Source organism: Microbacterium sp. ACRRU (assembly GCF_022346945.1).
GTDB classification, from domain to species: Bacteria; Actinomycetota; Actinomycetes; order Actinomycetales; family Microbacteriaceae; genus Microbacterium; species Microbacterium mcarthurae.
Genome location: NZ_JAKRNI010000013.1, coordinates 47,568 through 72,031 on the forward strand (window position 1 = coordinate 47,568; position 24,464 = coordinate 72,031).

Below are 24,464 nucleotides of genomic sequence, written 5' to 3' on the forward strand. Positions count from 1 at the left end.
AGCTTCCATGCCGTCCCTGATCCACGCCGCCGTGCTGCGGCAGACCGGTGAGCCCCCGCGGATCGAGCAGATCGAACTCGCCGACCCCGGCCCCGAGGAGATCCTCGTCGAGATCGAGGCGGCGGGGGTCTGCCACTCCGACCTGCACTACCTCCGGGGAGAGTTGCGGTGCCCCCTCCCCGTCGTTCCGGGTCATGAAGGTGCCGGCCGCGTGCGAGCGGTCGGCGAACGCACGAGCGGTGCGATCCGCGTCGGCGACCGGGTGGCCCTGTTGTGGCGCCCCAACTGCGGGCGATGCCGCCAGTGCATGGTCGGGGCCCCGATCCTGTGTGAGATGGGCGCCGTCCAGGCCCAGTCCGGTGGGCTGTTGGACGGAACGACGCGCATGCGCGACACCGACGGGCCCGTGCACCACCTGCTCGGAGCGTCGAGCTTCGCCGAGCGGGTCGTGGTCCACGAGCGCAGCGTTGTGCCCGTGCCCGACGACATTCCCGCCGAGATCGCCGCGATCGCCGGCTGCGCCGTGATCACCGGGGTCGGCGTCGCGCGCAACGTCATCGGCCGCTGCCTCGGCGAGCCCGTCGTCGTGATCGGCGCGGGCGGTGTGGGCCTTGCGGCGGTCATGGGGGCGAAGCTCTCCGGGGCCCACCCGCTCATCGCGGTCGATGTCGACGAGGACAAGCTCGCCCTCGCCCGCCGTCTCGGAGCGACGCACACCGTGCTCGCCGGGGACGGCGACCCGGTCGACGACGTGCTCGCGCTGGCGCCGGGCGGCGCGGCATGGGTCGTCGAAGCCGTCGGGCGCCCGCAGACCCTCACCACCGCGGTCCGGATGCTGCGGCCCCTGGGCACCGCGGTCGCGGTCGGTCTCGGTGCCGTCGGGCAGACGTTCGACGTCCCCATCAACGAGCTGGTGCAGCGGCAGAAGAAGATCGTCGGGTCGCTGTACGGGTCCTCGGTCCCGGCGCTCGACCTCCCCGCGATCTTCGAGCTCTACCGGGCCGGACTCCTGCCGCTCGACGAGCTCATCGGCACCCGCTACCGGCTCGACGGCGTCAACGAGGCGTTCGCCGCTCTCGCCGCCGGCGCCGTCGGGCGCGCGGTGATCGTCCCGGGAGGTGTGCCGGCATGACGTACGCGAACTATCCGAGCCTGGCGGGACGCGTCGCCGTCGTGAGCGGCGGCGCGACCGGCCTCGGTGAAGAGATCGTCCGCCACCTCGTCGCGCAGGGCGCTCGCGTGGGGTTCGTCGACATCGACGTCCCCGCAGCGGAGGCGCTCGCCGCCGAGCTCGGCGAGGCCGCGCGCTTCCTTCCGTGCGATGTGCGCGACATTCCCGCGCTCGAGGACGCCATCGCGCGTTTCGGTGCCGAGCTGGGTCCCGTGCGGATCCTCGTCAACAACGCCGCGCACGACCTGCGCCACACGATCGACGAGCTCGACGTGGCGTACTGGGACGATCGCCAGGCGGTGAACCTCCGCCACCACTTCTTCGCCGCGCGCGCTGTCGCCCCGATGATGCGGGCCGCGGGCGGGGGCTCGATCATCAACATGGGCTCGATCAGCGCGCACATCGATCTGCAGGATCTCGTCGGCTACATCACGGCCAAGGCGGGGATCGAGGGTCTCACGCGCACGCTCGCCCGCGAGCTCGGTCCCGACCGGATTCGCGTCAACTGCGTCATCCCCGGGTGGGTGATGACGGCGCGCCAGATGCGCGACTGGGTGACGCCCGAAGCGGAGGAGCACATTCGCCGGAGTCAGAGCCTGGCCGACAAGGTGTACCCGGCGGATGTCGCGCGGATGGTGCTGTGGCTGGCCGCCGATGACTCGGCGATGTGCACCGCGCAGAAGTGGGTGGTCGACGGTGGCTGGCTCTGAGCCCCCGACGACGTCTGCGGCCCGCTGGATCGGCGATCCCGCGGTCGACCACGGCGAGGGAGCCTTCTGGGACCCCGTGACCCGGACCCTGCGCCACGTCGACATGCTCGCCGGCGACCTCATCACCGTCGCCGGGGAGCCGGCATCCGTCGACCGAGCTCACGTCGCGGACGTGCTGAGCGTGATCCGGCGTCGCCGCGGTGGGGGCTTCGTCGCCGCGGTCGAGCGCGGGTTCGCACTGCTCGACGACGACCTCGCCGTCGTGGGGCGGATCCCGGTGTTCGATGACCCCGCGGTGCGCATGAACGAGGGCGCGTGCGACGCGGCGGGACGTTTCTTCTGCGGCTCGATGGCCTACGACGTGCGACCGGGCGGCGGGCGCCTGTACCGTCTCGACCCCGATCTCTCCGTCCACGTCGCGCTCGAGGGGGTGTCGATCCCGAATGGACTCGTGTGGACGGATGCCGGCACCACGGCGCTGCACGCCGACACCCTGACCCGCGAGATCCGCGCCTACGACTACGGCCCCGATCGCGGCGAGTTCGGCGCCTCGCGGGTGTTCGCGCGCGCGAGCGCCGACGACGCGGGGTCACCCGACGGCATGGCCCTCGACGCCGAAGGTGGTGTGTGGGTCGCGATGTGGGGTGGTGCCGCGGTGCACCGCTACGACGCCGAGGGGCGGCTCGACCACGTCATTCCGCTGCCGGTCACGAATCCCACCTCATGCGCGTTCGGCGGTGACGACCCGGTCCTCTACGTCACGACCTCGCGTCAGGGCGTCGCCGCGGGGGAGGAGCCCCTCGCCGGTCGCGTGGTGGCGGTGCCCGTCGGGGTAGCCGGGGCTCCGGTCTTCGACTTCGGGGGCTGAGGAGCGCGGACGGCGCCCCCGGAAAGATCCCGGGGGCGCCGTCCTGCGTACCCGGGGCTACGCCGGCCGGTTGATTCTGCACGGGATCTTGACGCTCCATCCCCGCACGTATACTCTCGCATTACGCAAACTAGTTTGCAAACAGTTTGCACTGATTCCACGATCTTGTGAAGTCGTCATGCGGAGGTTATGAATGAGCGCGCGTAAAACCGGTTTGGACGCGACGGGAGATGCGCGGCCCGCCGCCGCCCCGGTCACCATCCAGGCGGTCGCCGCGGCTGCGGGTGTGAGCAAGACCACGGTGTCGCACGTGCTCTCGGGCAATCGGCCGGTCTCTGCTGAGACCCGCCGGCGCGTCGAGAAGGTCATGGACGACCTCGGCTTCAGCCCGAACTTCTTCGCGCAGGCACTGAACCGCAACCGGAGCAACACGATCGCCCTGATCGCACAGGACATCACCAACCCGTTCTACCCGGCTCTGGCGAGGGGTCTGCAGGCCGCGGTCTCGAACCAGGATCAGGTCGTCATGCTCTTCGACGCGGGCGCGGGTGAAGGGGCGCTCACGCACGCCTTCGTGGCCGACGCGATTCAAAGGCGCGCCGATGGCGTGGTGATCGCCGTCAGCGATGTCGATGACGACATCGCGCGCCTCCGCGAAGCCGGCATCCCGGTCGTCGCGGTGGGGTCGGGCGCGTCGAAGCTCCCGATCGATTGGGTCACCGCCGACGACGAGCGGATCGCGGCGGACGCCGTGATGCACCTCCACCTGCTCGGACACCGCCGGATCGCGACCATCACGGGGCCCCTCAACCACACACCCGGGAAGCCGCGATACCTGGGGTATCTGCGCGCCATGCAGGACCTCGACCTCCCGGTCGAGCCGGAGATGATCGAGCACGGCGAATGGACGCGTGAGAGCGGATTCGACGCCATGGCCAGGCTCGCCGCCCGGCACGACCGGCCGAGCGCGGTCTTCTGCGCCAACGACATGATGGCCATCGGGGCGCTGGATGCCGCGCGACGCAGCGGCCTGGCCGTCCCGGAGGATGTGGCCCTCATCGGCGTCGACGACATCGACGCCGCCTCCCTCGTCCGCCCGGCCCTGACGACGGTGCGCATCCCGGCCGAGGAGATTGGCCGCGCGGCCGGAGAGCTCCTGCTCCACCGCATCGCCGAGGGGATGACCACCACCCACCGTCACGTGTTGGTTCAGCACGTGCTCATGACCCGCGAAACATCCTGACGCGCCCCCGGCCGTCACGACCACGCCCTCCCGGGAGAAGGAAGTCCCCGTGCACTCAGCGCTCGACCCCCGCGACCTCGTCCCCGACGAAGCGGAACAGCTCGCCCATTCCGGGTACGTCACCGGCGATCTGACGACGCGAGCGCGTGCCGCGGCGGCCGCATCGGATCTGGATGCACTCGCGCGCATCCGAGAAGAGCTCGCTGGCGCTCCGATGCGAGCGGACTGGTCCTTCGACGAGCCGAGCGACCCGGTGACGCTGGGGCTGCTGGGTTCGGACGTCGCCGCCCGGGCGGTCGACCCCGACGAGCTGCCCGGGCGCCTTCGCGGCGCCTGGCTCGGGCGGACCGTCGGAAACACGCTCGGGAAGCCGATCGAGGGGTTGTCGCGCGGCGAAGTGGAAGCCTACCTGCGCGCCGCGGGACAGTGGCCGCAAACCGGATACGTCGCGCTGCTGGAGCCGCTCCCGAACGGGGTCTCGCACCTGCACGAATCCGCGCCGGTCGCCTCGGCCGGACTGTTCACGGACGTGCCCCGGGACGACGACATCGACTGGACCATCCTCGGTCTGCACCTCATCGAGCGGTACGGCCGTGACCTCACGACCGACGACATCGCCACGGAGTGGCTCGACAGGATCCCGTTCACCCAGACGTTCACAGCCGAGCGGGCCGCCTACCGCAATCTCATCCACGGCTTGCACGCGCCCCAGACGGCGGTCGTGGACAATCCGTATCGCGAATGGATCGGCGCGCTCATCCGGGCCGACATCTTCGGGTACGTTCAGCCGGGCGATCCCGCTGCGGCCGTTCGGCTCGCCCTCATCGACGCCCGCCTCACGCACGTCAAGAATGGCATCTACGGAGAGATGTGGGCCGCCGCGCTGGTGGCGACGGCGTTCTCCACCGACAGTGCGGAGGAAGCGCTCGCCGTCGCGCGTCGGTTCGTGCCCGACGGCTCCCGCCTCGCGGCTACCCTCGACGGCATCCGGGAGCTCCACCGGAGCGGCGCGAACGAGGTCGATGCGCTCGACTGGATCGACCGCGAGCTGGGCCATTACAACTGGGTGCACACCCTCCACAACGCCGCCGCAATCGCTGCGGGCCTCCTCTGGGGGAAGGGCTTCACCGATTCCGTCGCCCTCACCATCGCGGCGGGACGCGACACGGATTCGTCCGCCGCGACGACGGGGAGCGTGTACGGAGCGCTGCACGGCGACGAGGCGATCCCGGCGGAGCTCGTCGGCACGACCCACCACCACGTGCGCAGCAGCATACGCGACTTCGACCGGGTCACGATCGACGAGCTCGCCGCGCGAACTCTCGCCGTGGCGCACGTGGCGCTGCCGACCGCATGCAAGGCGGTTCTGTGATGAGCCGGCGGAAAGTCATCATCGATACCGACCCGGGACTCGGCGAGCCCGGCAGCGATATCGATGACGGTCTCGCCATCGCCCTCGCCATCCGCGCGCCGGAGCTCGAGGTGCTCGGCCTGACCATCGTGAACGGCAACGTGACCCTCTCCACCGGGGTGCATGTGGCCCGCAACCTCGTCGATCGCCTGGGAGTGACCGACCTTCCCGTCCTCGCGGGAGCCGACGCGCCCTTGACCCGTGACATGGCCTCCGTTCGGGCTCTGTTCGACGCCGTCCCCGGGCACGGCGGGCCGCGCGACCCGGGAGAGTTGCGCGGTCCGACAGTCGAGTCGGATGCCGCCGACTGGATGATCGAGCAGGCAGAGCGCTACCCGGGCGAGATCACCGTGTTGGCCATCGGTCCCATGACCAACCTCGCCGTGGCGATCCGTCGCTCGCCCGCATTCGCGGCGAACGTGCGGGAGTTCGTCCTCATGGCGGGAAGCGCCACCACCTACGCCCAGAACATCACCGTCGTCGGCGACTTCAACGCGTACGTCGACCCCGAGGCGCTCGACGTCGTCCTGCGTAGCGGGGGCCGCATCACCATGGTCGGCCTCGACCAGACGTCGCGGGTCCTGCTCACGCGCGACGACGCGGATCAGATGCTGGCGTCCGTGGATCCCTTCTCGAAATGGGTCGGGGAGTGCACTCACGCGTGGATCGACTACCTCGCACGTGCCTTCCCGAAGCGTGCGGAACACGAGTTCGGCTGCTTCCTGCACGACCCCCTCGTCATCGCCGCGCACCTCGACCCCGGTATCTGCCAGTGGGACACCGCGCACGTGGAGGTCGAACTGATCAGCGACTTGGCTCGCGGCCTGGTCGTCGCAGACCGCGGCCTCTCGCTCACCGTCCCCGCACCGTCGAACGCAACGGTCGCCGTGGACACCGACGTCGACGCCTTCCGCCGACTGTTCCTCGACCGTATCGCCCTCACATCGGCGCCCGATCCGGGCATCTGAAAGAAACAGCAAGGAGTAACCCGACATGCGAACTCACAACGACGTGACCCGCTGGCTTGCCGCCGGTGCCGGAGCCGCCCTCGCGCTCGCGGCGCTGACGGCGTGCAGCGGATCAGGGGGCCCGGGAACGATCGACGGCGTGGCGCCGTCGAGTCTGACCGAGCCGACGGAGCCGATCACGATCACGTACGCGGGCGCCGCCTACGACGCCAAGCAGATTCAGCCGGTGCTGGACGCGTTCCAGGCGGCGCACCCCAACATCACCGTCAACTACGAGGCCGTGCCGTTCGATGACTTCAACAGCGTGCTGGCGGCACGCTTGACGTCGTCGCAGGACGCCATCGACGTCTTCGACGTCGACATGCCGCGAACCGCCGCGTACGCGGCCCGGGGCTGGCTGACCGACCTGACGGACACATTCCCCGACCTCGCCTCCGCCGTCGACCCGGGGAGCCTGGAGGCGGCGACCGTGGACGGCAAGGTCGTGACGATGCCGTACCAGACCTCGACCAACATCATGTACTACAACAAGGCGCTCCTTGCCGCCGCGGGGATCAGCGCGCCCGGCGCCACCCCCGACGACCGCGAGACGTGGGAGCAGATCACCGAGAACGCCAAGAAGGCGCAGGACGCCGGTGCGCAGTACGGTCTGCTGTTCGATCAGATCGACCGCTATTACCAGCTGCAGCCATTGGCGGAGAGCGCCGGCGGCGGCCCCGGTGGGACCGGAGAGGGAAACCTGACGCCGGACGTGACCAACGACGGCTGGGAGAAGGCGTTCAGCTGGTACGGCTCGATCTTCGCCGACGGGCTCTCGCCGCGCGGGGTTGCCGTCGCGGACACGCCCAACCTGTTCGCCGCGGGCAAGGTCGCGTACTACGTGGGTGGACCGTGGTGGGGAACGCAGTTCGTCGGCGAGGCTGGGCTCGACTTCGGCATCGCGCCCTTCCCCGCGTTCGCGGGTGGTGAGGCGGCGACGCCCACGGGGGGCTGGTCCCTCGGGATGAACCCCCAGGCGACCGCGGACAAAGCCAACGCCAGCGCGATCTTCCTGAAGTTCATGGGCATCGACGACGGAGGCTACGCGCAGTACCTCTCCGCGCTGGCGGTCCCCCCGTCGAACCTCGAGGGCTCGGCGAAGTTCTACGACGCCGAGGTGTTCACGGACCCGCGGTTCACGGGGGTGGTCGATCTCATGGAGAGCGAGCTGGCCACCACAGCCACGTTGCGCCTGCAGACCGTCGGGTACGTCGAGTTCGAGGACATCATGACGAAGACGTTCGACGACATCATCAACGGCACGGATGCCAAGACGGCTCTCGCTTCGGCGACTACCCAACTCGACGACGCCTGGGCGAAGTACCGCCAGTAGTCCGCCCCGCCGGTACCGGGGCTCGCCCCCGGTGCCGGCCGTCTGGAGACACACGATGACCTTGGCTACACATCAGCTCGATCACGCCGATCGAGTCGCCGCCCCCACGGCCGACCCCCCACCCGTTCGGCGCGGACGTCACCGGACCGTGCGTCGCGACCTGCTCGCGGCGGTGTGCTTCCTCCTGCCGACCGTGGTCCTCATCCTGGTCCTGCGCATCTGGCCGACGATCGTGGCCCTGGTCAACGCGACGCGCAGCGGTCTTCCCGGCAGTCTCGCCGAACCGGAGTTCGTCGGCCTCGACCTGTTCGCCCAGATGTTCTCCAGCCCCGCCTTCTGGAACAGTGTCGTCCAGACATTGATCTTCAACGTCATCGTCAATCCGCTGCAGATCCTCCTCGCGCTGCTCCTGGCGGTGCTCTTGACGCAGAACCTGCCCGGTTCTGGGCTCTGGCGCACGCTGATCTTCCTTCCCGCCGCGGTTCCGCTCGCCGGCAGCACGATCGTGTGGGGCATCGCGCTGCGCCCGGACGGTCCGGTCAACGGACTGCTGGAGCTGTTCGGCCTGCCGGCGCAGCCGTGGTTCACCAGCCCCGATCAGGTGCTGCTGTCCATCATCGTGCTCGCCAGTTGGATCGGCATCGGGTACTGGATGATGTTCCTCATCGCGGGACTCAACGACATCCCGCCCGTCTACTACGAGGCGGCGCGCATCGACGGGGCCGGCCCGCTGCGCACCTTCTTCTCGGTCACGCTGCCGATGCTGAAGCGCCCGTTGCTATTCGTCCTGGTGGCCGACACCGTGTCGAATTTCGTGCTGTTCGCGCCCGTACAGATCCTCACCGGGGGAGGGCCCGAGGGTCGGAGCAACTTCTTGATGTACGACATCTTCCATCGCAGCTTCGAGCTGAGCGACCCCTATCAGGCGTCGGCCCAGCTCGTCGTGCTCCTCCTGCTCATGATCGCCATCGTCGCGGTCCAGTTCCGGTTGCTGGGGAACGGAGCGACCGAAGAATGAACGCACATGCCCGCCCGCTGTCCCGGGCAATCCTCACAGCCCTGGCGGTGATGATCTCCCTCGCTTTCCTCGCGCCCGTGCTCTGGCTCCTCGCGAGCACGTTCCGCTCGGCGACAGAGACCTTCGCCTCGAGTTCCCCCTTGAGCTGGCACGTGCTCTGGCCACAGGAGTGGACTCTGGACAATCTCCGCTCGGCCGTCGACAGCGGGTTCCTCACCGCACTCGGCAACAGTCTGGTCGTGGCGGCGGCCACGGTCGCTCTCGGACTTCTCGTGAGCTCAGCGGCCGCATTCGCGCTGGCGGTGATCCCGTTCCGTGGTCGTGGTGCCGTTTTCACCGTGGTCGTGCTCAGCTTCCTCATCCCCTTCGAGGCGATCGCGATCCCTCTGTCGCGCACGGTCTCGGACTGGGGTCTGGCCAACACTCTCATCGCCCTGATCCTGCCGGGGTTGGGCAACGGTCTGGCCGTCTTCACGCTGCGACAGTTCTTCTTGGGCATCCCCCGCTCCCTGTCGGAGGCTGCACACCTCGACGGAGCGGGATGGTTCCGGATCTACCGGTCCATCTATCTCCCGCTGACGCGACCGGCGCTGATCGGGGCGGGACTCATCCTGTTCCTGTTCCAGTGGCAGGCCTACCTCTGGCCGATCCTGATCACCTCCACGCAGGCAATGGATCTGGCGCCGGTGGCGATCGCCAAATCCTTCGGGGCTTTCTCCACCGACTACGGGCGCGTCTTCGCCGAGACCGCGATTCTGGCGGTGATCCCCGCAGTGATCCTGCTGGCACTGCAGCGCTACTTCGTCACGTCGGTCGCGAGCACCGGGAGCAAGGAGTGAACGCGGGGCGAGGCGACTCCCCCGTGGAAGTGGCGGTGGTGGGGTCGGTGAACCTCGACATCGTGATCAGTTGTGATCGGCGACCCGGGCCAGGGGAGACCGTCGCGGGGCGAACGGTCGACGAAGTCATCGGCGGCAAGGGCGCTAACCAGGCCATCGCCGCAGCCTCCGCCGCGCGGTGCGCTCTCATCGCCGCCGTGGGCAACGACGCGGCAGCCCAAGCGGCGCGGACCGCGCTGGAACAGGCGGGCGTCATGCTCGACGCGCTGGACGTGTCCGCCCTTCCCACGGGGCGGGCGTACATCACCGTCACGCCCGACGGGGAGAACAGCATCGTCGTCGTCCCGATGGCCAACGCCGACCTCACGGCCGATCGAGTCTTCGCCTCGCTCGAGCGTAAGCGCCCACGCGTCGTCCTCTCCCAGTTAGAGGTTCCGCTCGAGGCGGTGTACCGCGCGGCGGACTGGTGCGAGTCGAACGGCGCCCGATTCCTGCTGAACCCCAGCCCGATGATCGCCTTCGATCGGCGCCTGCTCGCCATGGCTGATCCTCTCGTGGTCAACCGCCACGAAGCCGAACTGCTGTGCGGGCCGCGGGGGGCGGATGTGGCAGGTCTCGCACGAGAGCTCTCGGCCTTGTGCCGTTCCGTCGTCGTCACCCACGGCGCGCAGGGGGCCTATGTCGCGGTCGATGGTGCGTTCGACCTCGTGCCGGCGCCCGCTGTCACGGTCGTCGATACGACGGGCGCCGGCGACGCGTTCGCCGGTGCGATCGCCGCTCGCCTCGCTCGGGGCGACTCGGTGCGTCACGCCACGGAACACGCCGTGGCAACCGCCTCACGGATCGTTCAGCTGGCACGGTCCGACCGCTGAGACAGCCAGCGCACTCACTGCAAAGGAGCAGACATGCCATCCATTCGAGCCGGCGCGGCGTCCCTGGGCGTCCTGGCGCTTCTAGTCACGGGCATTGCGGTTGCGCCACCGGCCAGCGCTGATCCCCTGTCACCTGCGACGGGGGCCCGGCCGTCGACGTCCGGAAACCCCACGGCCGGGCCCGGGGGAGTGGTCTACTTCGTCGATGCGACGGGCGGGAACGATTCCAACGCGGGAACCTCGCCCGCAGCCGCGTGGCGGACCCTCGCCAAGGTGAGCAGTCAGACCCTCGCCCCCGGAGATGTCGTGGCCTTCGAGAGAGGCGACACCTTCACCGGCTCGGCGACGATCTCGGGTGGCGGTACGAGCACCAACCCGGTCACCGTGACGGCGTACGGCTCCGGTGCACAGCCTCTTCTGACCAACCCGGGGGGCTGGAACATGCTGCTCGTCGACGCTCCCTACGTCGCCGTCGAAGACCTGTCCTTCACCAACGGGGCAGTGTTCGACAATGCCGACGGCGTCGGAATCCGGGGCCCGAAATACGAGCGGAGCGGTGCCGTCGCCATCACGGGCAACGGGACCGGCGTCCTGGTGCAGGACAGCACCTTCACCGACGTCGGCGTCGGGGTGAAGACCTACGGGGCCGAATCGAAAGTGCTGCACAACACCTTCCAGAACCTCCGCATCGCGTACCGCGGACCGGACTCCGGCATCCAGACCTCGTACGGAGCGATCGGCGTCTCGGTCAACAACAGCGGCGTGGAACTCGCCTACAACGACTTCCTCGGTTGCCGATCGACGAACAGCCCCTACGGCGCTGACGGCGGGGCGGTGGAGATCGAGGGGTTCCTCTACTCCAAGGACGACATCACCATCCACCACAACTATTCGCGCGGGTCGCAGGGGTTCCTGGAGGTCACCGAGACCACGACGTCCGACGTGACCGTGAGCGAGAACGTCAGCGACGACTATCAGCAGTTCATCGCGTGGAACACCACGACGACGCCGAGCGGGTACGTGGTGCAGAACAACACGGTGATCCGTTCGCTCGACTCGGCGACCCTGTTCGACTGGTACTACTACCGCGAGGCCGGGCCGTCGCCGAGCGCGAGTTGGGCCACGATTCAGAACAACGTCTTCCAGACATCGGGCAGGTTCGGCGTCTTCAACTTCCCCCACGACCACAACTTGTTCGCCCCGTCGGTGAGGCTGAACTACGCGCTCGGGTCGGGCGACATCATCGCGCCGCCCGCCTTCGTGGACCCCGCAGCCCGCGACTACCGACCGGTGCAGACCAGCCCTGCGGTCGACAACGGAACGACCACGCCCTCGGCGACGGATCTGGCCGGCAATCCACGGGGTGTCGGCCTGGGAACGGACATGGGGGCGCACGAGCTGCAGGCTTCCCCCTCGACGCTCGGCATCGACCTGGTCACCGACGGAGGATTCGAGACGCAGACGGCGATCTCCGCCGGTACGACACCGTGGTGGAGTCAAGGCGGCCTCACCTATGGGGTCGACGTGAATGCCGGTAAGGCGCACTCCGGGCTCGACAACGGGTGGATCGCGACGTCCGGCACGGGGTGGGGAGCACTGCGTCAGACCGTCGCCGTCAGCCCGAACACCACCTACCGGCTGATCGTCTGGGTGCGCAGCTCGGGCAACGTGAACAATGCCTGGGTCGGGGCCAAGACGACGACGGAGACCGTCATCGGCGAACTCCGACATGGCCAGGCCGCCGTGGGGTACACCCGGTACGTCGTCTCCTTCAACAGTGGCGCGAACACGACGATCCGACTGCACGCGGGCCTGTATGGCGCGGGCGGCGGGACGTGGGAGCAGATCGACGACGTCTGGCTGCAGCAACTCTGAGGCGTGAACCCAAGGTCGGGGCCGCCGCCGCATACCCCGGTCGGCGGGCCCGACCCGGGTCCCCGGCCGGGGCATTCCCCGGCACGCTCGCCCTACCCCCGCTGCACCTCGAGCGCGTCGATCCCCGGCATCCCGAACCACGAGCGCCCGGCGACGGCATCCACGATCGTCATCAGCACGGCGTCGCACGATCGGCAGCGGGCGACGGCCCCCATGGCGCTGGCGTACACGACGACCTCGGCGACGGCGCCCCCGTCCCCGCACGCTCGGCAGCGGACGCGCGAGTCGGTGGCGTCCCACCCGAGGAGGTCGGCCAGCCGGCCGGCGAGCGCATTGCCGTCGAGAACGTCCATCACGAGCCTCCGAATCGCTCGGTGCGGATATCGCCGGGCTTGTGTCCGGCGTCCAGGAGCCAGCGCGAGACCGCTTCGACGAACGGGGTCGGGCCGCATACGTACACGCGCGGGGAGTGCTCGGCCGGCACGACCGCGTCGCGCAGCCGCTCGGCCGTGAGCCGGGCGGGGGGAACGGATGCCTCCGGGGGAGCGGCGCGCGTGTAGACGATGTCGAGATGGAGCGACCCCGTGGAGGCGAGGGCCGTGAGTTCCTCGGCGAAGAACACGTCGCCCGGGGTCCGAACGGAGTAGAGAAGCCGGAACTCGCTCGCGTCGTCGCTCGCCGCGTGCGCCTGGGCCATCGCGTACAGCGGCACGACCCCCGAGCCGCCGGCGATGAGCTGCACCGGTCGCGGCGCGGCCTCGGTCGACGGTGTCCACACGAAGAACGCTCCGAGGGGGCCGTGCACCTCGATCTGGTCGCCGGCCCGGAGGTCGTGCACCAGGAACGGCGACACCTCGCCGTCGGGGACTTCGTCGATGGCGAGGACCACCCGCGTACCGTCGCCCGACGACGCGATCGAATACGACCGCGAGGCCTGGTAGCCGTCGGGAGCCGTGAGTCGCAGGTCGAGGTGCGCGCCGGCGTCGTTGCCCGGCCAGGTCGGTACGTCGAGTGCGAGGCGTTTCGCGGTCGGGGTCTCGGCCCGCACGTCGGCGACCGTCGCGGTGTGCCAGGCGGTCCGGCGCCGCATCACCAGTACCGCTCCTCCTGCCACGGGTCGCCGTGCAGGTGGTACCCGTTCTGCTCCCAGAACCCGGGGTCGTCGTCGGGCATCGTCACCAGACCCCGCACCCACTTGGCGCTCTTCCAGAAGTACAGGTGCGGCACGAGCAGACGCGCGGGCCCGCCGTGCTCGGGCGTCAGCGGCTCGCCGTCGGCCTCGAACGCGATCCAGCTCTTTCCGTCGAGCAAGTCGTCGAGGGGGACGTTCGTGGTGTACCCGCCGTAGGAGTGCGCCATGACGAAGTCGTGCGCCGTCTCGACCTCGTCGAAGATGCGGTCGAGCGAGACGCCGCGCCACGGCATGTCGAGCTTGGTCCAGTGCGTGACGCAGTGGATGTCGACGGTGATGTCCTCCATCCCGAGCGCCTGCAGCTGGGCGGTGTTCCATCGGTGCTCGCCGTTCTCGGTGCGGACGACGAACTCCCAGTCGTCCGGGTCGATCTCGGGCGTGGGTCCGGCCGAGAGAACCGGCCAATCGCCCACCAGGGTCTGACCGGGGGGAAGACGCGGATCGCGCTCGGCCCGGCGTCCGGAGAACCCGCGAGTGATGAATGACATGGATGCCTCTTTCCTCCCGGAGCGGGACGAATTTCACCCTAGCCAGGTCGTTGGAGGCGCGGTAGGGACGAATGTCGAAACGCCGGGACCGTCGTTTCTCAGTGTGTCGAACGATCCTCGTCGGAACGCGGGGTTCGGGCCTCGGCCGCCGCCGCGAGCATCGTGTCGATGAAGGCGGCGGTCGCGTCTCCGCCCACGGCGAGGGGGTGCAGCAGCTCGCCGGACGTGGTGAGCAGCACCGCGGCCGGCCGTTCGTTCGGGATGCCGAGCGCTGCCGCGAACTCTCCCGACGGGTCGGCGTGCATTCCTTCCTCGGCGGCGGCCAGGGGGGAACCGTCGCCCACCGGCACGATGAGGCGCACGTCGACGAGCGTTTCGAGAAGCTCCCCGTCCCAGGTCATCCGGGCGATGATGTTCTCGCACGAGGCGCACCCCCGGCGCACGAAGAGCAGCAGCTGCGCGCGGCCTCGCAGCGCGCGCTGCCGCGGGACGACCACGTCCCCGTCGGGGGTGATGAGCGCGGCATCCGGTACGCCGTCGGCGGGGGGATCGGCCGGGGAGATCCGCAGCGACGAGGCGATCATCGCGACGGCGACGGTGCCGAGCACGACCCCGGCCGTCGCGAGCGGCGACGAGATCAGGCGCACGGCGAGCGAGGGGAGCGTGGGCTCCACCACCGCGCCGGCGAGCGTGAGGCCGGCGAGCGCGCAGAGGCTCGCGTTGCGCGCGGTCATGGCGGGGCCGACACGCGTGGATGCCACCGGCCCGAAGCACCCGCACTCGTCGGTCGAGGCCATCGTCTGTGCGCGCATCCCCGTCGCGAGGAACAGCAGCGTGAGCGCCAGCGCGACGCACGATGCCGTGACGGCCGTCGGCCCCGTGCCCAGCAGCAGACCCGCGGAAGTGAGGAGTTCGAGGGTGGCGACCGCGGCCACGGTGGGCCGCGCCGGGAGCTGCGTGATCCGCAGTGCGCGCAGCGTCGACGGCGCGGCGCCGAGATCGAGGAGCTTGCCCGCGCCGCTGACGGCGAACACGGCGGCGAGGACGAGAGCGGGAAGCGTGGCCAGCGCGAGCATCGTTCCAGGATGCGCCCGTCGCGTGCCCGCGGGGTCTGGGCGAGGTGCGCACAGACGGCGGGTGAAACCGCTCTTCACCCGGGATCCGCGAGAGAGGGTTAGGGTCGCTCTGACGACTCCGTCACTGCACGCGGCTCCCGCGGCAGCCCTTCATCCAGGGAGAATCGCGTATGTCCGTGGGTCTGCTCGCCGTCGTCGACGACATCCTCAGCGCCGCCCTCAAGGCGAGCGCGAAGACGGCGGGCGTCGTCATCGACGACGCCGCCGTGACGCCGCAGTACGTGCAGGGCATCACCCCCGCGCGAGAGCTTCCGGTGGTGTGGAAGATCGCCCTCGGCAGCATCATCAACAAGTACGTCGTGATCATCCCGATCGCGCTGCTGCTGACCGCGTTCGCGCCCGCCGTGCTGCCGTTCCTGCTCATCGTGGGCGGCGGGTTCCTGTGCTTCGAGGGCGCCGAGAAGGTGCTCGAGTGGTTCGGGGTGTCTCACGAGCACGCCGACGACGGTCCCCGCGATGAACGCAAGCTCGTCCTCGGCGCCGTGCGCACCGACCTGATCCTGAGCACCGAGATCATGCTCATCGCGCTGTCGAGCCTCGACCCGGACTTCAGCATCTGGATGACACTCGGCGCCCTGGTGGTCATCGGCCTCGGGATGACGGTGCTGGTCTACGGCGCCGTCGCACTGCTGGTGAAGATCGACGACATCGGACTGCGCCTGATGAAGAGCCCGGCACGCGGGGTGCGCCGCTTCGGCGCGCGGGTCGTGGCATCCATGCCCGCCGTCTTCCGCGTCATCAGCGTGATCGGCACCGTCGCGATGCTGTGGGTGGGCGGACACCTGGTGGTCGCCAATCTCGCCGAGACCCTGTGGCACGGGCCCCTCGACCTCGTGCACGCCGTGACCCACCTCGTCGAGGCGGCGGGCCCCGTCGTCGTGTGGATCGTCGACACCGCGATCTCGGCGGTCTTCGGTCTCGTCCTGGGCCTCGTCATCGTCGGCGTGGTCACCGGCATCCGCCGCGTGTTCTCGCGGGGCGAGAAGGCGGATGCCGCGCACTGAGCGCGGCGATCGTACCGGTCCGACGTGGTCGACATCAGGCGGCGGCCCGCGGTGACCGCGCACGGCCCTCGTCACCGACCGCCCGCGGGCGTCAGTCCAGCCGAGAGTGCTCGCCGAGACGGTGCCAGGTGCGGTTGTGGTACACCAGTGCGGCGCCGGGCTCGCCGGGCTCCAGGTCGCGCTCGACGTTGACCTGCAGGGCCTGTGCGGCGATGACCGTCGAGCCGCCGGCATCCATCCGGCTCACCACGGCGCACCGCAGCCAGGCGCGCACGCCGTGATACACGGGCTCGCCCGTGGACAGGCGCGTCCAGGTCGACATGTCGGCGAATCGGTCGAGGCCGCTGGTGGCACCCGCGCGGGCGAGCGAGATGTCCTCGGCGTCGAGCAGGTGCACGACGATCGTCGACGCGGCGACGATCGTGGGCGTAGCCGACGACAGGCTCGAGACCGAGAAGATCAGCAGCGGCGGGTCGGCCGAGACCGACGACACCGAGGACGCGGTGAGGGCCACGGGCCCGTGCTCGCCGTACGCCGTGATGACGGCGATGCCGCCCGGGTGCCCGCGGAATGCGCGCTTGAAATCGTCGGCGGTGACCGTCGTGCCGATCGCCGGCGTGCTCTCGGGTCGCCCCTGCGGCAGTGAAGTCATACCTCGACGGTATCCCGCGTCCGCGAGGGAAGGGGTCGGGCGCGAAACGCGACGACACACGCCGTACGCGAGCGGCGCGGGAATGTGAGGCTTCACATGGCTCGCGCCGTGACATTCCCGTTGCAAATTGTTCTTGACACGGCGCGCAGTGTGAGCGCTAACATTCAGGGGTCAGCCCGCCCGAGGGGCTGCATCACATGAACCGGCGACGCAGCCGGCGAAACGAGGAGGTTTCAACATGAAGGCGAAGAAGACCCTCGCCGGACTCGCGCTCGTTGGCGCGATCGCACTGACCGCGACCGGCTGTGCGGGTGGCGGTTCGACCGCGGGTGGCGGCGGCGACGACGTCATCACCGTCGGCTTCGCGCAGACCGGCTCCGAGAGCGGATGGCGCAGCGCGAACACCGAGTCGATGAAGGAGGCGTTCTCGGAAGAGAACGGCTTCAACCTCATCTTCAACGCGGCCGACAACAAGCCGGAGGCGCAGATCGCCGCCGTCCGCAGCTTCATCAACCAGGGCGTCGACGCCATCGTGCTCGCCCCGATCGTCACCGACGGCTGGGACGACGTGCTGCAGGAGGCCAAGGACGCCAACATCCCGGTGATCCTCGAAGACCGCACGGTCTCGGCATCCGAAGACCTCTACGCCAGCTGGATCGGCCTCGACTTCGAGAAGGAGGGCGAGACGGCCGGGACGTGGGTCGCCGAGAACTTCGGTTCCACGCCGACCAACCTCGTGATCCTCGAGGGCACGACGGGCTCGTCCGCCGCGACCGACCGTGCGACCGGCTTCGCCAAGGCCATCGAGGGCACCGACATCACCGTGCTCGACTCGCAGACGGGCAACTTCACCCGCGCCGAGGGCAAGACGGTCATGGAGGGCTTCCTGCAGAAGTACGGCTCGCAGATCAACCTGCTGTTCGCCCACAACGACGACATGGGTCTCGGCGCGCTCGACGCCATCAAGGCCGCGGGCCTGAAGCCCGGTACGGACATCAAGATCGTCACCATCGACGCGGTCAAGGACGGCATGACCGCCCTGGCCGAGGGCGAGTTCAACTACATCGTCGAGTGCAACCCGCTGCTCGGTGAGAAGACCGCCGAGGTCGTGAAGAAGGTCGTCGCCGGCGAGTCGGTCGACAAGCAGTACATCGTCGAAGACCAGGCGTTCGACCAGGAGCAGGCCAAGGCCGCTCTGCCCGACCGCAAGTACTGATCCCTCGCGGACGCACCCCGCGTCCGTCCCATCCCGGGTGTGCGGGGCCGGCTCCGGCCCCGCACACCCTCCGCTCACCCCCTGAGAAAGCGATCGAGCATGACATCCGAACGCGCTGCCGTCGTCGCGATGCGCGGTATCAGCATCTCCTTCCCCGGAGTGAAGGCGCTCGACGGCGTGGACTTCACCCTCTACCCCGGTGAGGTGCACTCCCTCATGGGAGAGAACGGCGCCGGCAAATCCACCCTCATCAAGGCGCTGACCGGCGTCTACGGGATCGACTCCGGCACGATCCGGGTCCAGGGCGAGGAACGTCTGTTCCGCTCGACCGCCGACGCCCAGTCCGCGGGCATCGCCACCGTCTATCAAGAGGTCAACCTCTGCCAGAACCTATCCGTCGGTGAGAACGTGATGCTCGGCAACGAGATCCGTCGCGCCGGGATGGTCGACTGGCGCGCGACCCACGCCGCGGCAGCGAAAGCGCTCGCCGAGCTCGGCCTGCACATCGACACCCGCTCGATCCTCGCCAGTCACTCCATCGCCGTGCAGCAGCTGGTCGCCATCAGCCGCGCGATGGTCGTGGACACCACGGTGCTCGTCCTCGACGAACCGACCTCGAGCCTCGACCGGGGCGAGGTGGAGCAGCTCTTCGCCGTCATCCGGAGCCTCCGCGACCGCGGCGTCGCGATCCTGTTCGTCTCGCACTTCCTCGACCAGATCTACGAGATCTCCGACCGCCTGACCGTCCTGCGCAACGGCACTCTCGTCGGCGAGTACCCGATTGCGGAGCTCGGCCGGGAGCAGCTGGTGGCGAAGATGATCGGCCGCGAGCTCGGAGAGCTGGATGCCATCTCCGCCAGCGCCGAGCGCGCCATCGACCGGTCCGGCACGCCCGTGCTCAAAGCCGTCTCCCTCGCGCGCAAGAACGCCCTCGAACCGATCGACCTCGAGGTGTACCCCGGTGAGGTGGTCGGCCTCGCGGGGCTGCTGGGGTCGGGACGCACCGAGCTCGCCCGCCTCATCGCGGGCGCCGATCGCGCCGACCAGGGGCAGGTCGAGGTCGACGGGAAACCGTCGCGTCTGGGGTCGCCCCGGCATGCGCTGGATCGCGGCATCGCGTTCTCGTCAGAGGACCGCCGCGCCGAGGGGATCGTCGGAGACCTCACGGTCGCCGAGAACATCATCCTCGGCGTGCAGGCCCGCCGCGGTGCGCTCCGCAAGCTCGGCTCCGCCGAGGTGCAGGCCATCGTCGACGAGTACATCACCGCGCTCGGCGTCCGCCCGGCCAATCCCAACGCTCTGATCCGCAACCTCTCCGGCGGCAACCAGCAGAAGGTGCTGCTGGCCCGGTGGCTCGCCACCGCGCCGGAGCTGCTCATCCTCGACGAGCCCACGCGCGGCATCGACGTCGGCGCGAAGGCCGACATCCAGCGCAAGGTCGCCGAACTGGCTGAGAAGAGCCTGTCGGTGGTGTTCATCTCCTCGGAGCTCGAAGAGGTGCTGCGCATCGCGCAGCGCGTGGCGGTGCTGCGCGACCGTCGTAAGATCGGCGAGCTGGCCACCCATGACGTCGACCTCGACGGCCTCGTGGCCTACATCGCCGAGGGGCAGCCCGAGACAACGTCGTCCGATCGGGAGAAGATCGCATGAAGAAGTTCCTTTCGCACCGCCTCGTGTGGCCGATCGCGGCGCTCGTGGCGCTCATCGCCGTCAACACGATCTCGCGGCCGTCGTTCCTCAGCATCACGGTGCAGAACGGCCAGCTCTACGGCTCGCTGATCGACATCCTGCGCAACAGCGCCCCGCTGATGCTGGTGGCGCTGGGCATGACCCTGGTCATCGCGACGCGGGGAATCGACCTCTCGGTCGGCGCCATCATGGCCGTCTCCGGTGCGGTCGCGCTGACGATCATCGAGGCGTCACCGGACCCGAGCAATCTCGGGGTCGTCATGATCGCCATCGCGGCGGCCGTGGGCACCGCGCTTCTGCTCGGCGTGTGGAACGGCTTCCTGGTGTCGGTCCTCGGCATCCAACCGATCATCGCGACCCTCGTGCTCATGCTCGCGGGACGCGGCGTCGCGCTGCTCATCACGAACGGCTTCATCACCACGATCAACAGCGACCCGTACCAGTTCATGGCCCAGGGGTACGTGCTGGGTCTGCCCTTCGCCTTCTACGTCTCCATCATCGCGGTGATCGTGGTCGGCGTCCTCGAGCGCCGTACCGCGCTCGGCATGCTCACCGAGGCCGTCGGCATCAACCCGGAGGCGAGCCGTCTCGCCGGTGTCCGCTCGCGCGGCATCATCTGGGGCGCCTACATCGCCAGCGGAACGCTCGCCGGCATGGCCGGTGTCCTGTACAGCTCGAACATCATGGCCGCGGACGCCAACGCCGCGGGCCTGTACATCGAACTGGATGCCATCCTGGCCGTGGTCCTCGGCGGTACCTCGCTCGCGGGCGGCAAGTTTAGCCTCGCCGGCACCGTGGTGGGCGTCTTCACGATCCAGACGCTGAAGAGCACCATCACGTTCCTCGGTGTGCCGCCCGCCGTCAGCCCCGTCTTCATGGCCGCGGCCGTGCTGATCGTCGTGCTGCTGCAGTCGCGCCGGTTCCGCGCGTTCTTCCAGACGGCGGGCCGTGCGGCCCTGCGCCCCCTCACCCGACGACCCGACGCAAAGGTGCTGTCCTGATGGTCACTCTCACCGCCGAGCGCGGCCCCGCCGCCACGACCTCGTACCGCCGGTTCCTGAACCGTCACGTCTCCTGGATCCCGGTGTTCGCCGCGATCGCGATCCTGGTGATCATGATCGCCGGATCCATGGCGTACTTCCCCAACTTCCAGCTGCCGCGGATCCTCTCCTCGATCCTGCTCGACAACGCGTACCTGCTCGTCCTCGCCGTCGGCATGACCTTCGTCATCCTCACCGGGGGCATCGACCTCTCCGTGGGAGCGGTCATGGCCTTCACCGGCATCCTGTGCGCCAAGATGCTCTCCGACGGAGTTCCGGTCGCGGTGGCGGTGCCCGCCATGATCCTGATCGGCGCGGCGATCGGCCTGCTCATCGGCGTGCTCGTGCAGTTCTTCGACGTGCAGCCGTTCATCGCCTCGCTGATCGGGATGTTCCTCGCGCGCGGTCTCGCGTTCGTGGTGAGCCTGGAGTCCATCAAGGTCGACAACGAAGGGCTGCTGTGGCTGCAGTCCACACGGTTCGCTTTCGCCGGCTGGTACATCACGCCGACGGGGATCATCGCGCTCCTGACCGTTGCGCTCGCCGCCTTCGTGCTGCGCTTCACCCGGTTCGGCCGGACGGTGTACGCGGTCGGAGGGAACGAGCAGTCTGCGCGTCTCATGGGCCTGCCCGTCGTACGCGCAAAGCTCTCGGTCTACGTCATCAGCGGCGTGTGCGCGGGCCTCGCCGGCATCGTCCTGACGGCGTACTCCGGCGCCGGATACCCGCTCAACGGCGTGGGGACCGAGCTCGACACGATCGCGGCTGTCGTCATCGGCGGGACGTTGCTCACCGGCGGGAGCGGGTTCGTCCTCGGCTCGATGATCGGCGTATTCGTGTACGGCCTGATCCGTACGATCATCTCGTTCTCGGGTGCCGAGCAGTCCTGGACGCGCATCACGGTCGGGGCGCTGCTGCTGCTGTTCGTCGTGGTCCAGCGCATCATCGTGGCGCGCTCGGCGCTGAGCAAGTGACGCGCCCGCGAGGGATGTTCGCTCAGCCGTCGCCACGAGGGCATGATTGACCCCATGTCGACCGTCGGCCCGCCCCTCCTCGAGGTGCGCGGGGCGACGGTGCGTTTCGGCGTCGAGTCGGCGCTCGCCGACGTCGACTTCCGGCTGCGTCCCGGCGAGGTGCACTCGCTCATGGGCGAGAACGGTGCCGGCAAGTCGACCCTCATCAAGGCGATCACCGGGGCCCTGCGACTGGATCAGGGCGAGATCCTGCTCCAGGGTCGCCCCGTGCAGTTCACCGGCCCCGCCGACGCGCAGGCCGTCGGCATCTCGACCGTCTACCAGGAGATCGACCTCCTGCCGAACCTCACCGTCGCCGAGAACATCTCGCTCGGACGCGAGCCTCGCCGCTTCGGCGTGATCGACCACCGCGCGATGCGCGAGCGCGCCGCCGCGGCCCTGACGTCCCTGGGCGTCGACATCGACCCGTCGTCGGTCCTGTCGACCCATCCGCTCGCCGTCCAGCAGCTGGTCGCCATCGCCCGTGCGGTCTCGGTCGAGGTCAAGGTGCTGGTCCTGGACGAACCGACATCGAGCCTGGATGCCGACGAGGTCGCCGAACTGTTCCGCGTCATCCGCGATCTCAAGACGCAGGGGATCGCGATCCTGTTCGTCTCGCATTTCCTCGACCAGGTGTACGAGATCTGCGACCGTGTGACGGTGCTGCGCGGGGGACGCCTCGTGGGGGAGTACGGCACGCGGGAGCTGTTGCGCATCGACCTGGTCGAGAAGATGCTCGGCGCGGCCGCCGACGCGCTGGCGCCGCTCGGGCAGCGCTCGCCCGAGCCCGCGGACGGTCCCTCGATCATCAGCGCCCGGGGCTTGGCATCCGGATCCCGTTTGCGCGACGCCGACGTCGACATCGCCGAGGGCGAAGTGATCGGGGTCGCGGGGCTCCTCGGCTCGGGGCGCAGCGAATTGGCGCGCGCCCTCACCGGTGTCGACCACCCCGACGGCGGCGAACTACGTATCGACGGGGATCCGGTGCGACTGACGTCGCCGCGCGAAGCCATCCGTCGACGTGTGGCGTACTCATCCGAGAACCGGCGGACCGAAGGGATCATCGGCGACCTCAGCGTGCTGGACAACATCACCCTCGCCCTGCAGGCTCAGCGCGGGATCTTCCACCGCCTGAGCACGGCGCGCCGCCGCGAGCTCGCGGCCAGCTGGGTAGAGGCGCTGCACATCCGCCCCGCCGACATCGATCGCCCCGTCGCGACTCTCTCCGGAGGCAACCAGCAGAAGGTGCTGCTGGCGCGGCTGCTGGCCCTGTCGCCGCGCGTCATCGTGCTCGACGAGCCCACGCGCGGGATCGACGTGGGCGCGAAGGCCGAGATCCAGCGGCTCGTCGGCGAACTGTCCGACAACGGCCTGTCGATCGTCTACATCTCGGCCGAGCTCGACGAAGTGCTGCGCGTGGCGCATCTCGTCGCGGTGATGCGCGACGGTGTGCTCGCGCAGATCCTTCCCGCGTCCGAACTCACCTCCGACGCCCTCCTCGCGCTCGTGGCCAAGCCGGCCGCGGAGGAGGGGGCGTCCGATGGCTGACGACAAGGCATCCCGCACCGCGAACATCTTCGACGTCGCCCGGCTCGCCGGCGTTTCGCACCAGACCGTCTCGCGTGTCCTCAACAACATGCCCAACGTCCGTCCGGCGACGCGCGCGCGGGTCGAGCAGGCCATCGCCCAACTGCGCTACAGCCCGTCACCCGCCGCCCGGGCCCTGGTGACCCGCCGCACGCGCACGATCGGTCTGGTCACGCCCGGCACCGTCGATTACGGCCCCTCCTCGATCGCGACGAACTTCAACTTCGCCGCCCGCGCCGCCCGCTACAACGTCGACGCAATCAGCTCGCCGCAGAGCGACGTGGCCGCGGTGCGCGCGGCGATCGACGGGCTCTTGAAGCAGCGCGTGGATGCCATCGTGCTCATCGTCGTCGACGTCGAGGTGCTCGCGGCCGTGCAGGCGATCGAGATCGATGTGCCCATCGTTGCCGCGGCCACGACCAGCCGCCCGCACCCGCGCCTCGTCGCCATCGACCAGTATCGCGGTGCCCGCGCGGCAGTGCGGCATCTCCTCGAGTCGGGGTACAGCACCGTCCGTCACATCGCGGGGCCCGCGCGCAACCCCGACGCGGTCGAGCGCCTCCGCGGCTGGCGCGAAGAGATCGCGTCGGCCCGCGCGCAGTCGACCCCGCCCGTGCACGGCGACTGGTCGGCCGCGAGCGGGTACCGGATCGCGACCGAGACCGACCTGGCCCCCGGCGAGGGCATCTTCGTCGCCAACGACCACATGGCCATCGGTGTCCTGTCGGCGCTGCGCGAGCGCGGGCTGCGGGTTCCGGAAGACATCGGGGTGGTCGGCTTCGACGACGTCCCCGAGGCCCCGTTCGTGTTCCCCTCCCTCACCACGGTGCGTCAGGACTTCGCGGCCCTGGGCGAGATCCTGATGCAGAAGGTGCTCCTCATGGTCGAGGAGCCCGACACCGTGAGCGAGAGCACCCCGCTGCCGACGCGACTCATCGTGCGTGACTCGGCGCCGTTGCGTCCCTGACGCGCACGTGCGGCCGCGGTCGGTGCCTGCAGCGGTTGAGTGTCCACGACACGCGGATTCCGCCTCGGCGTATCCGCGTGTTGTGGACACCGAAGCGAGATCGGGGCCTCGTACGGGCGGGATGGTCGCGGGG

23 protein-coding genes are annotated in these 24,464 nt (G+C 69.4%); 18 read left to right on the forward strand and 5 right to left on the reverse strand.

Annotated features, from left to right (window positions below; genetic code table 11):
- Positions 1 to 7: 7 nt before the first annotated feature.
- The 11 genes from MHY30_RS08390 to MHY30_RS08440 all read left to right on the forward strand — a co-directional run bounded on the left by MHY30_RS08390 (position 8) and on the right by MHY30_RS08440 (position 12,347).
- The gene (locus MHY30_RS08390) at positions 8 to 1,132 is read left to right on the forward strand and encodes a zinc-binding dehydrogenase (protein WP_239276424.1); all 1,125 of its coding nucleotides are present in this window, start codon (positions 8 to 10) and stop codon (positions 1,130 to 1,132) included.
- Entirely contained in the window at positions 1,129 to 1,881 is a 753-nt protein-coding gene (locus MHY30_RS08395) for an SDR family NAD(P)-dependent oxidoreductase (RefSeq protein ID WP_239276425.1), read from the forward strand. The genes MHY30_RS08390 and MHY30_RS08395 overlap by 4 nt, the downstream gene beginning before the upstream one ends.
- Positions 1,868 to 2,749, forward strand: a complete 882-nt coding sequence (locus MHY30_RS08400) for an SMP-30/gluconolactonase/LRE family protein (RefSeq protein WP_239276426.1) — start codon at positions 1,868 to 1,870, stop codon at positions 2,747 to 2,749. Before MHY30_RS08395 ends, MHY30_RS08400 begins: the two co-directional genes overlap by 14 nt.
- A gap of 193 nt (positions 2,750 to 2,942) precedes the next feature.
- On the forward strand, positions 2,943 to 3,992 hold the full coding sequence (locus MHY30_RS08405; RefSeq protein ID WP_239276427.1) for a LacI family DNA-binding transcriptional regulator: 1,050 nt from the start codon (positions 2,943 to 2,945) through the stop codon (positions 3,990 to 3,992).
- 49 nt (positions 3,993 to 4,041) lie between these two features.
- Positions 4,042 to 5,364 carry an ADP-ribosylglycohydrolase family protein gene (locus tag MHY30_RS08410; protein ID WP_239276428.1) on the forward strand — a complete coding sequence of 441 codons (1,323 nt, stop codon included), beginning with the start codon at positions 4,042 to 4,044 and terminating at the stop codon, positions 5,362 to 5,364.
- Positions 5,364 to 6,371, forward strand: a complete 1,008-nt coding sequence (locus tag MHY30_RS08415) for a nucleoside hydrolase (RefSeq protein WP_239276429.1) — start codon at positions 5,364 to 5,366, stop codon at positions 6,369 to 6,371. Before MHY30_RS08410 ends, MHY30_RS08415 begins: the two co-directional genes overlap by 1 nt.
- 25 nt (positions 6,372 to 6,396) lie before the next feature.
- Complete coding sequence (locus MHY30_RS08420) at positions 6,397 to 7,743, forward strand: ABC transporter substrate-binding protein (protein WP_239276430.1); 1,347 nt, start codon at positions 6,397 to 6,399, stop codon at positions 7,741 to 7,743.
- Positions 7,744 to 7,891: 148 nt separating this feature from the next.
- The gene (locus MHY30_RS08425) at positions 7,892 to 8,761 is read left to right on the forward strand and encodes a carbohydrate ABC transporter permease (RefSeq protein ID WP_239276431.1); all 870 of its coding nucleotides are present in this window, start codon (positions 7,892 to 7,894) and stop codon (positions 8,759 to 8,761) included.
- 50 nt (positions 8,762 to 8,811) lie between these two features.
- A complete protein-coding gene (locus tag MHY30_RS08430; protein WP_239276432.1) occupies positions 8,812 to 9,600 on the forward strand; it encodes a carbohydrate ABC transporter permease in 789 nt (262 codons plus the stop codon).
- Positions 9,597 to 10,472: a ribokinase gene (locus MHY30_RS08435; RefSeq protein WP_239276433.1), complete on the forward strand. Its 876-nt coding sequence runs from the start codon at positions 9,597 to 9,599 to the stop codon at positions 10,470 to 10,472. The genes MHY30_RS08430 and MHY30_RS08435 overlap by 4 nt, the downstream gene beginning before the upstream one ends.
- A 33-nt stretch (positions 10,473 to 10,505) precedes the next feature.
- Entirely contained in the window at positions 10,506 to 12,347 is a 1,842-nt protein-coding gene (locus tag MHY30_RS08440; protein ID WP_239276434.1) for a choice-of-anchor Q domain-containing protein, read from the forward strand.
- Between the two features lie 92 nt (positions 12,348 to 12,439).
- On the opposite strand, the gene MHY30_RS08445 is transcribed toward MHY30_RS08440, so the two are convergent.
- The 4 genes from MHY30_RS08445 to MHY30_RS08460 all read right to left on the reverse strand — a co-directional run bounded on the left by MHY30_RS08445 (position 12,440) and on the right by MHY30_RS08460 (position 15,103).
- Positions 12,440 to 12,700: a DUF6510 family protein gene (locus MHY30_RS08445; RefSeq protein ID WP_239276435.1), complete on the reverse strand. Its 261-nt coding sequence runs from the start codon at positions 12,698 to 12,700 to the stop codon at positions 12,440 to 12,442.
- Positions 12,700 to 13,437, reverse strand: coding sequence for a ferredoxin reductase (locus MHY30_RS08450; protein ID WP_239276448.1), 738 nt, complete (start codon positions 13,435 to 13,437; stop codon positions 12,700 to 12,702). Before MHY30_RS08450 ends, MHY30_RS08445 begins: the two co-directional genes overlap by 1 nt.
- Positions 13,437 to 14,027 carry a molybdopterin-dependent oxidoreductase gene (locus tag MHY30_RS08455; RefSeq protein WP_239276436.1) on the reverse strand — a complete coding sequence of 197 codons (591 nt, stop codon included), beginning with the start codon at positions 14,025 to 14,027 and terminating at the stop codon, positions 13,437 to 13,439. Before MHY30_RS08455 ends, MHY30_RS08450 begins: the two co-directional genes overlap by 1 nt.
- A gap of 98 nt (positions 14,028 to 14,125) precedes the next feature.
- Entirely contained in the window at positions 14,126 to 15,103 is a 978-nt protein-coding gene (locus tag MHY30_RS08460; RefSeq protein ID WP_239276437.1) for a MauE/DoxX family redox-associated membrane protein, read from the reverse strand.
- A gap of 170 nt (positions 15,104 to 15,273) precedes the next feature.
- Between MHY30_RS08460 and MHY30_RS08465 the strand changes: the two genes are divergently transcribed.
- Complete coding sequence (locus MHY30_RS08465; RefSeq protein ID WP_239276438.1) at positions 15,274 to 16,167, forward strand: DUF808 domain-containing protein; 894 nt, start codon at positions 15,274 to 15,276, stop codon at positions 16,165 to 16,167.
- A gap of 91 nt (positions 16,168 to 16,258) precedes the next feature.
- Here the strand turns inward: MHY30_RS08465 and MHY30_RS08470 are convergent, their stop codons facing one another.
- Positions 16,259 to 16,819: a flavin reductase family protein gene (locus MHY30_RS08470; protein ID WP_239276439.1), complete on the reverse strand. Its 561-nt coding sequence runs from the start codon at positions 16,817 to 16,819 to the stop codon at positions 16,259 to 16,261.
- A gap of 238 nt (positions 16,820 to 17,057) precedes the next feature.
- On the opposite strand from MHY30_RS08470, the gene MHY30_RS08475 reads away from it, so the two are divergent.
- The 6 genes from MHY30_RS08475 (at position 17,058) to MHY30_RS08500 (ending at position 24,331) form a co-directional block, all read left to right on the forward strand.
- Positions 17,058 to 18,035, forward strand: a complete 978-nt coding sequence (locus tag MHY30_RS08475) for an ABC transporter substrate-binding protein (protein WP_239276440.1) — start codon at positions 17,058 to 17,060, stop codon at positions 18,033 to 18,035.
- Between the two features lie 99 nt (positions 18,036 to 18,134).
- Positions 18,135 to 19,685 (forward strand): sugar ABC transporter ATP-binding protein, encoded by a 1,551-nt coding sequence (locus tag MHY30_RS08480; protein ID WP_239276442.1) that lies wholly within the window; start codon positions 18,135 to 18,137, stop codon positions 19,683 to 19,685.
- Complete coding sequence (locus tag MHY30_RS08485; RefSeq protein WP_239276443.1) at positions 19,682 to 20,725, forward strand: ABC transporter permease; 1,044 nt, start codon at positions 19,682 to 19,684, stop codon at positions 20,723 to 20,725. The genes MHY30_RS08480 and MHY30_RS08485 overlap by 4 nt, the downstream gene beginning before the upstream one ends.
- Positions 20,725 to 21,738: a sugar ABC transporter permease YjfF gene (locus tag MHY30_RS08490; protein ID WP_239276444.1), complete on the forward strand. Its 1,014-nt coding sequence runs from the start codon at positions 20,725 to 20,727 to the stop codon at positions 21,736 to 21,738. Before MHY30_RS08485 ends, MHY30_RS08490 begins: the two co-directional genes overlap by 1 nt.
- A 54-nt stretch (positions 21,739 to 21,792) precedes the next feature.
- Positions 21,793 to 23,325: a sugar ABC transporter ATP-binding protein gene (locus MHY30_RS08495; protein WP_239276445.1), complete on the forward strand. Its 1,533-nt coding sequence runs from the start codon at positions 21,793 to 21,795 to the stop codon at positions 23,323 to 23,325.
- On the forward strand, positions 23,318 to 24,331 hold the full coding sequence (locus MHY30_RS08500; protein WP_239276446.1) for a LacI family DNA-binding transcriptional regulator: 1,014 nt from the start codon (positions 23,318 to 23,320) through the stop codon (positions 24,329 to 24,331). Before MHY30_RS08495 ends, MHY30_RS08500 begins: the two co-directional genes overlap by 8 nt.
- Positions 24,332 to 24,464: the final 133 nt, after the last annotated feature.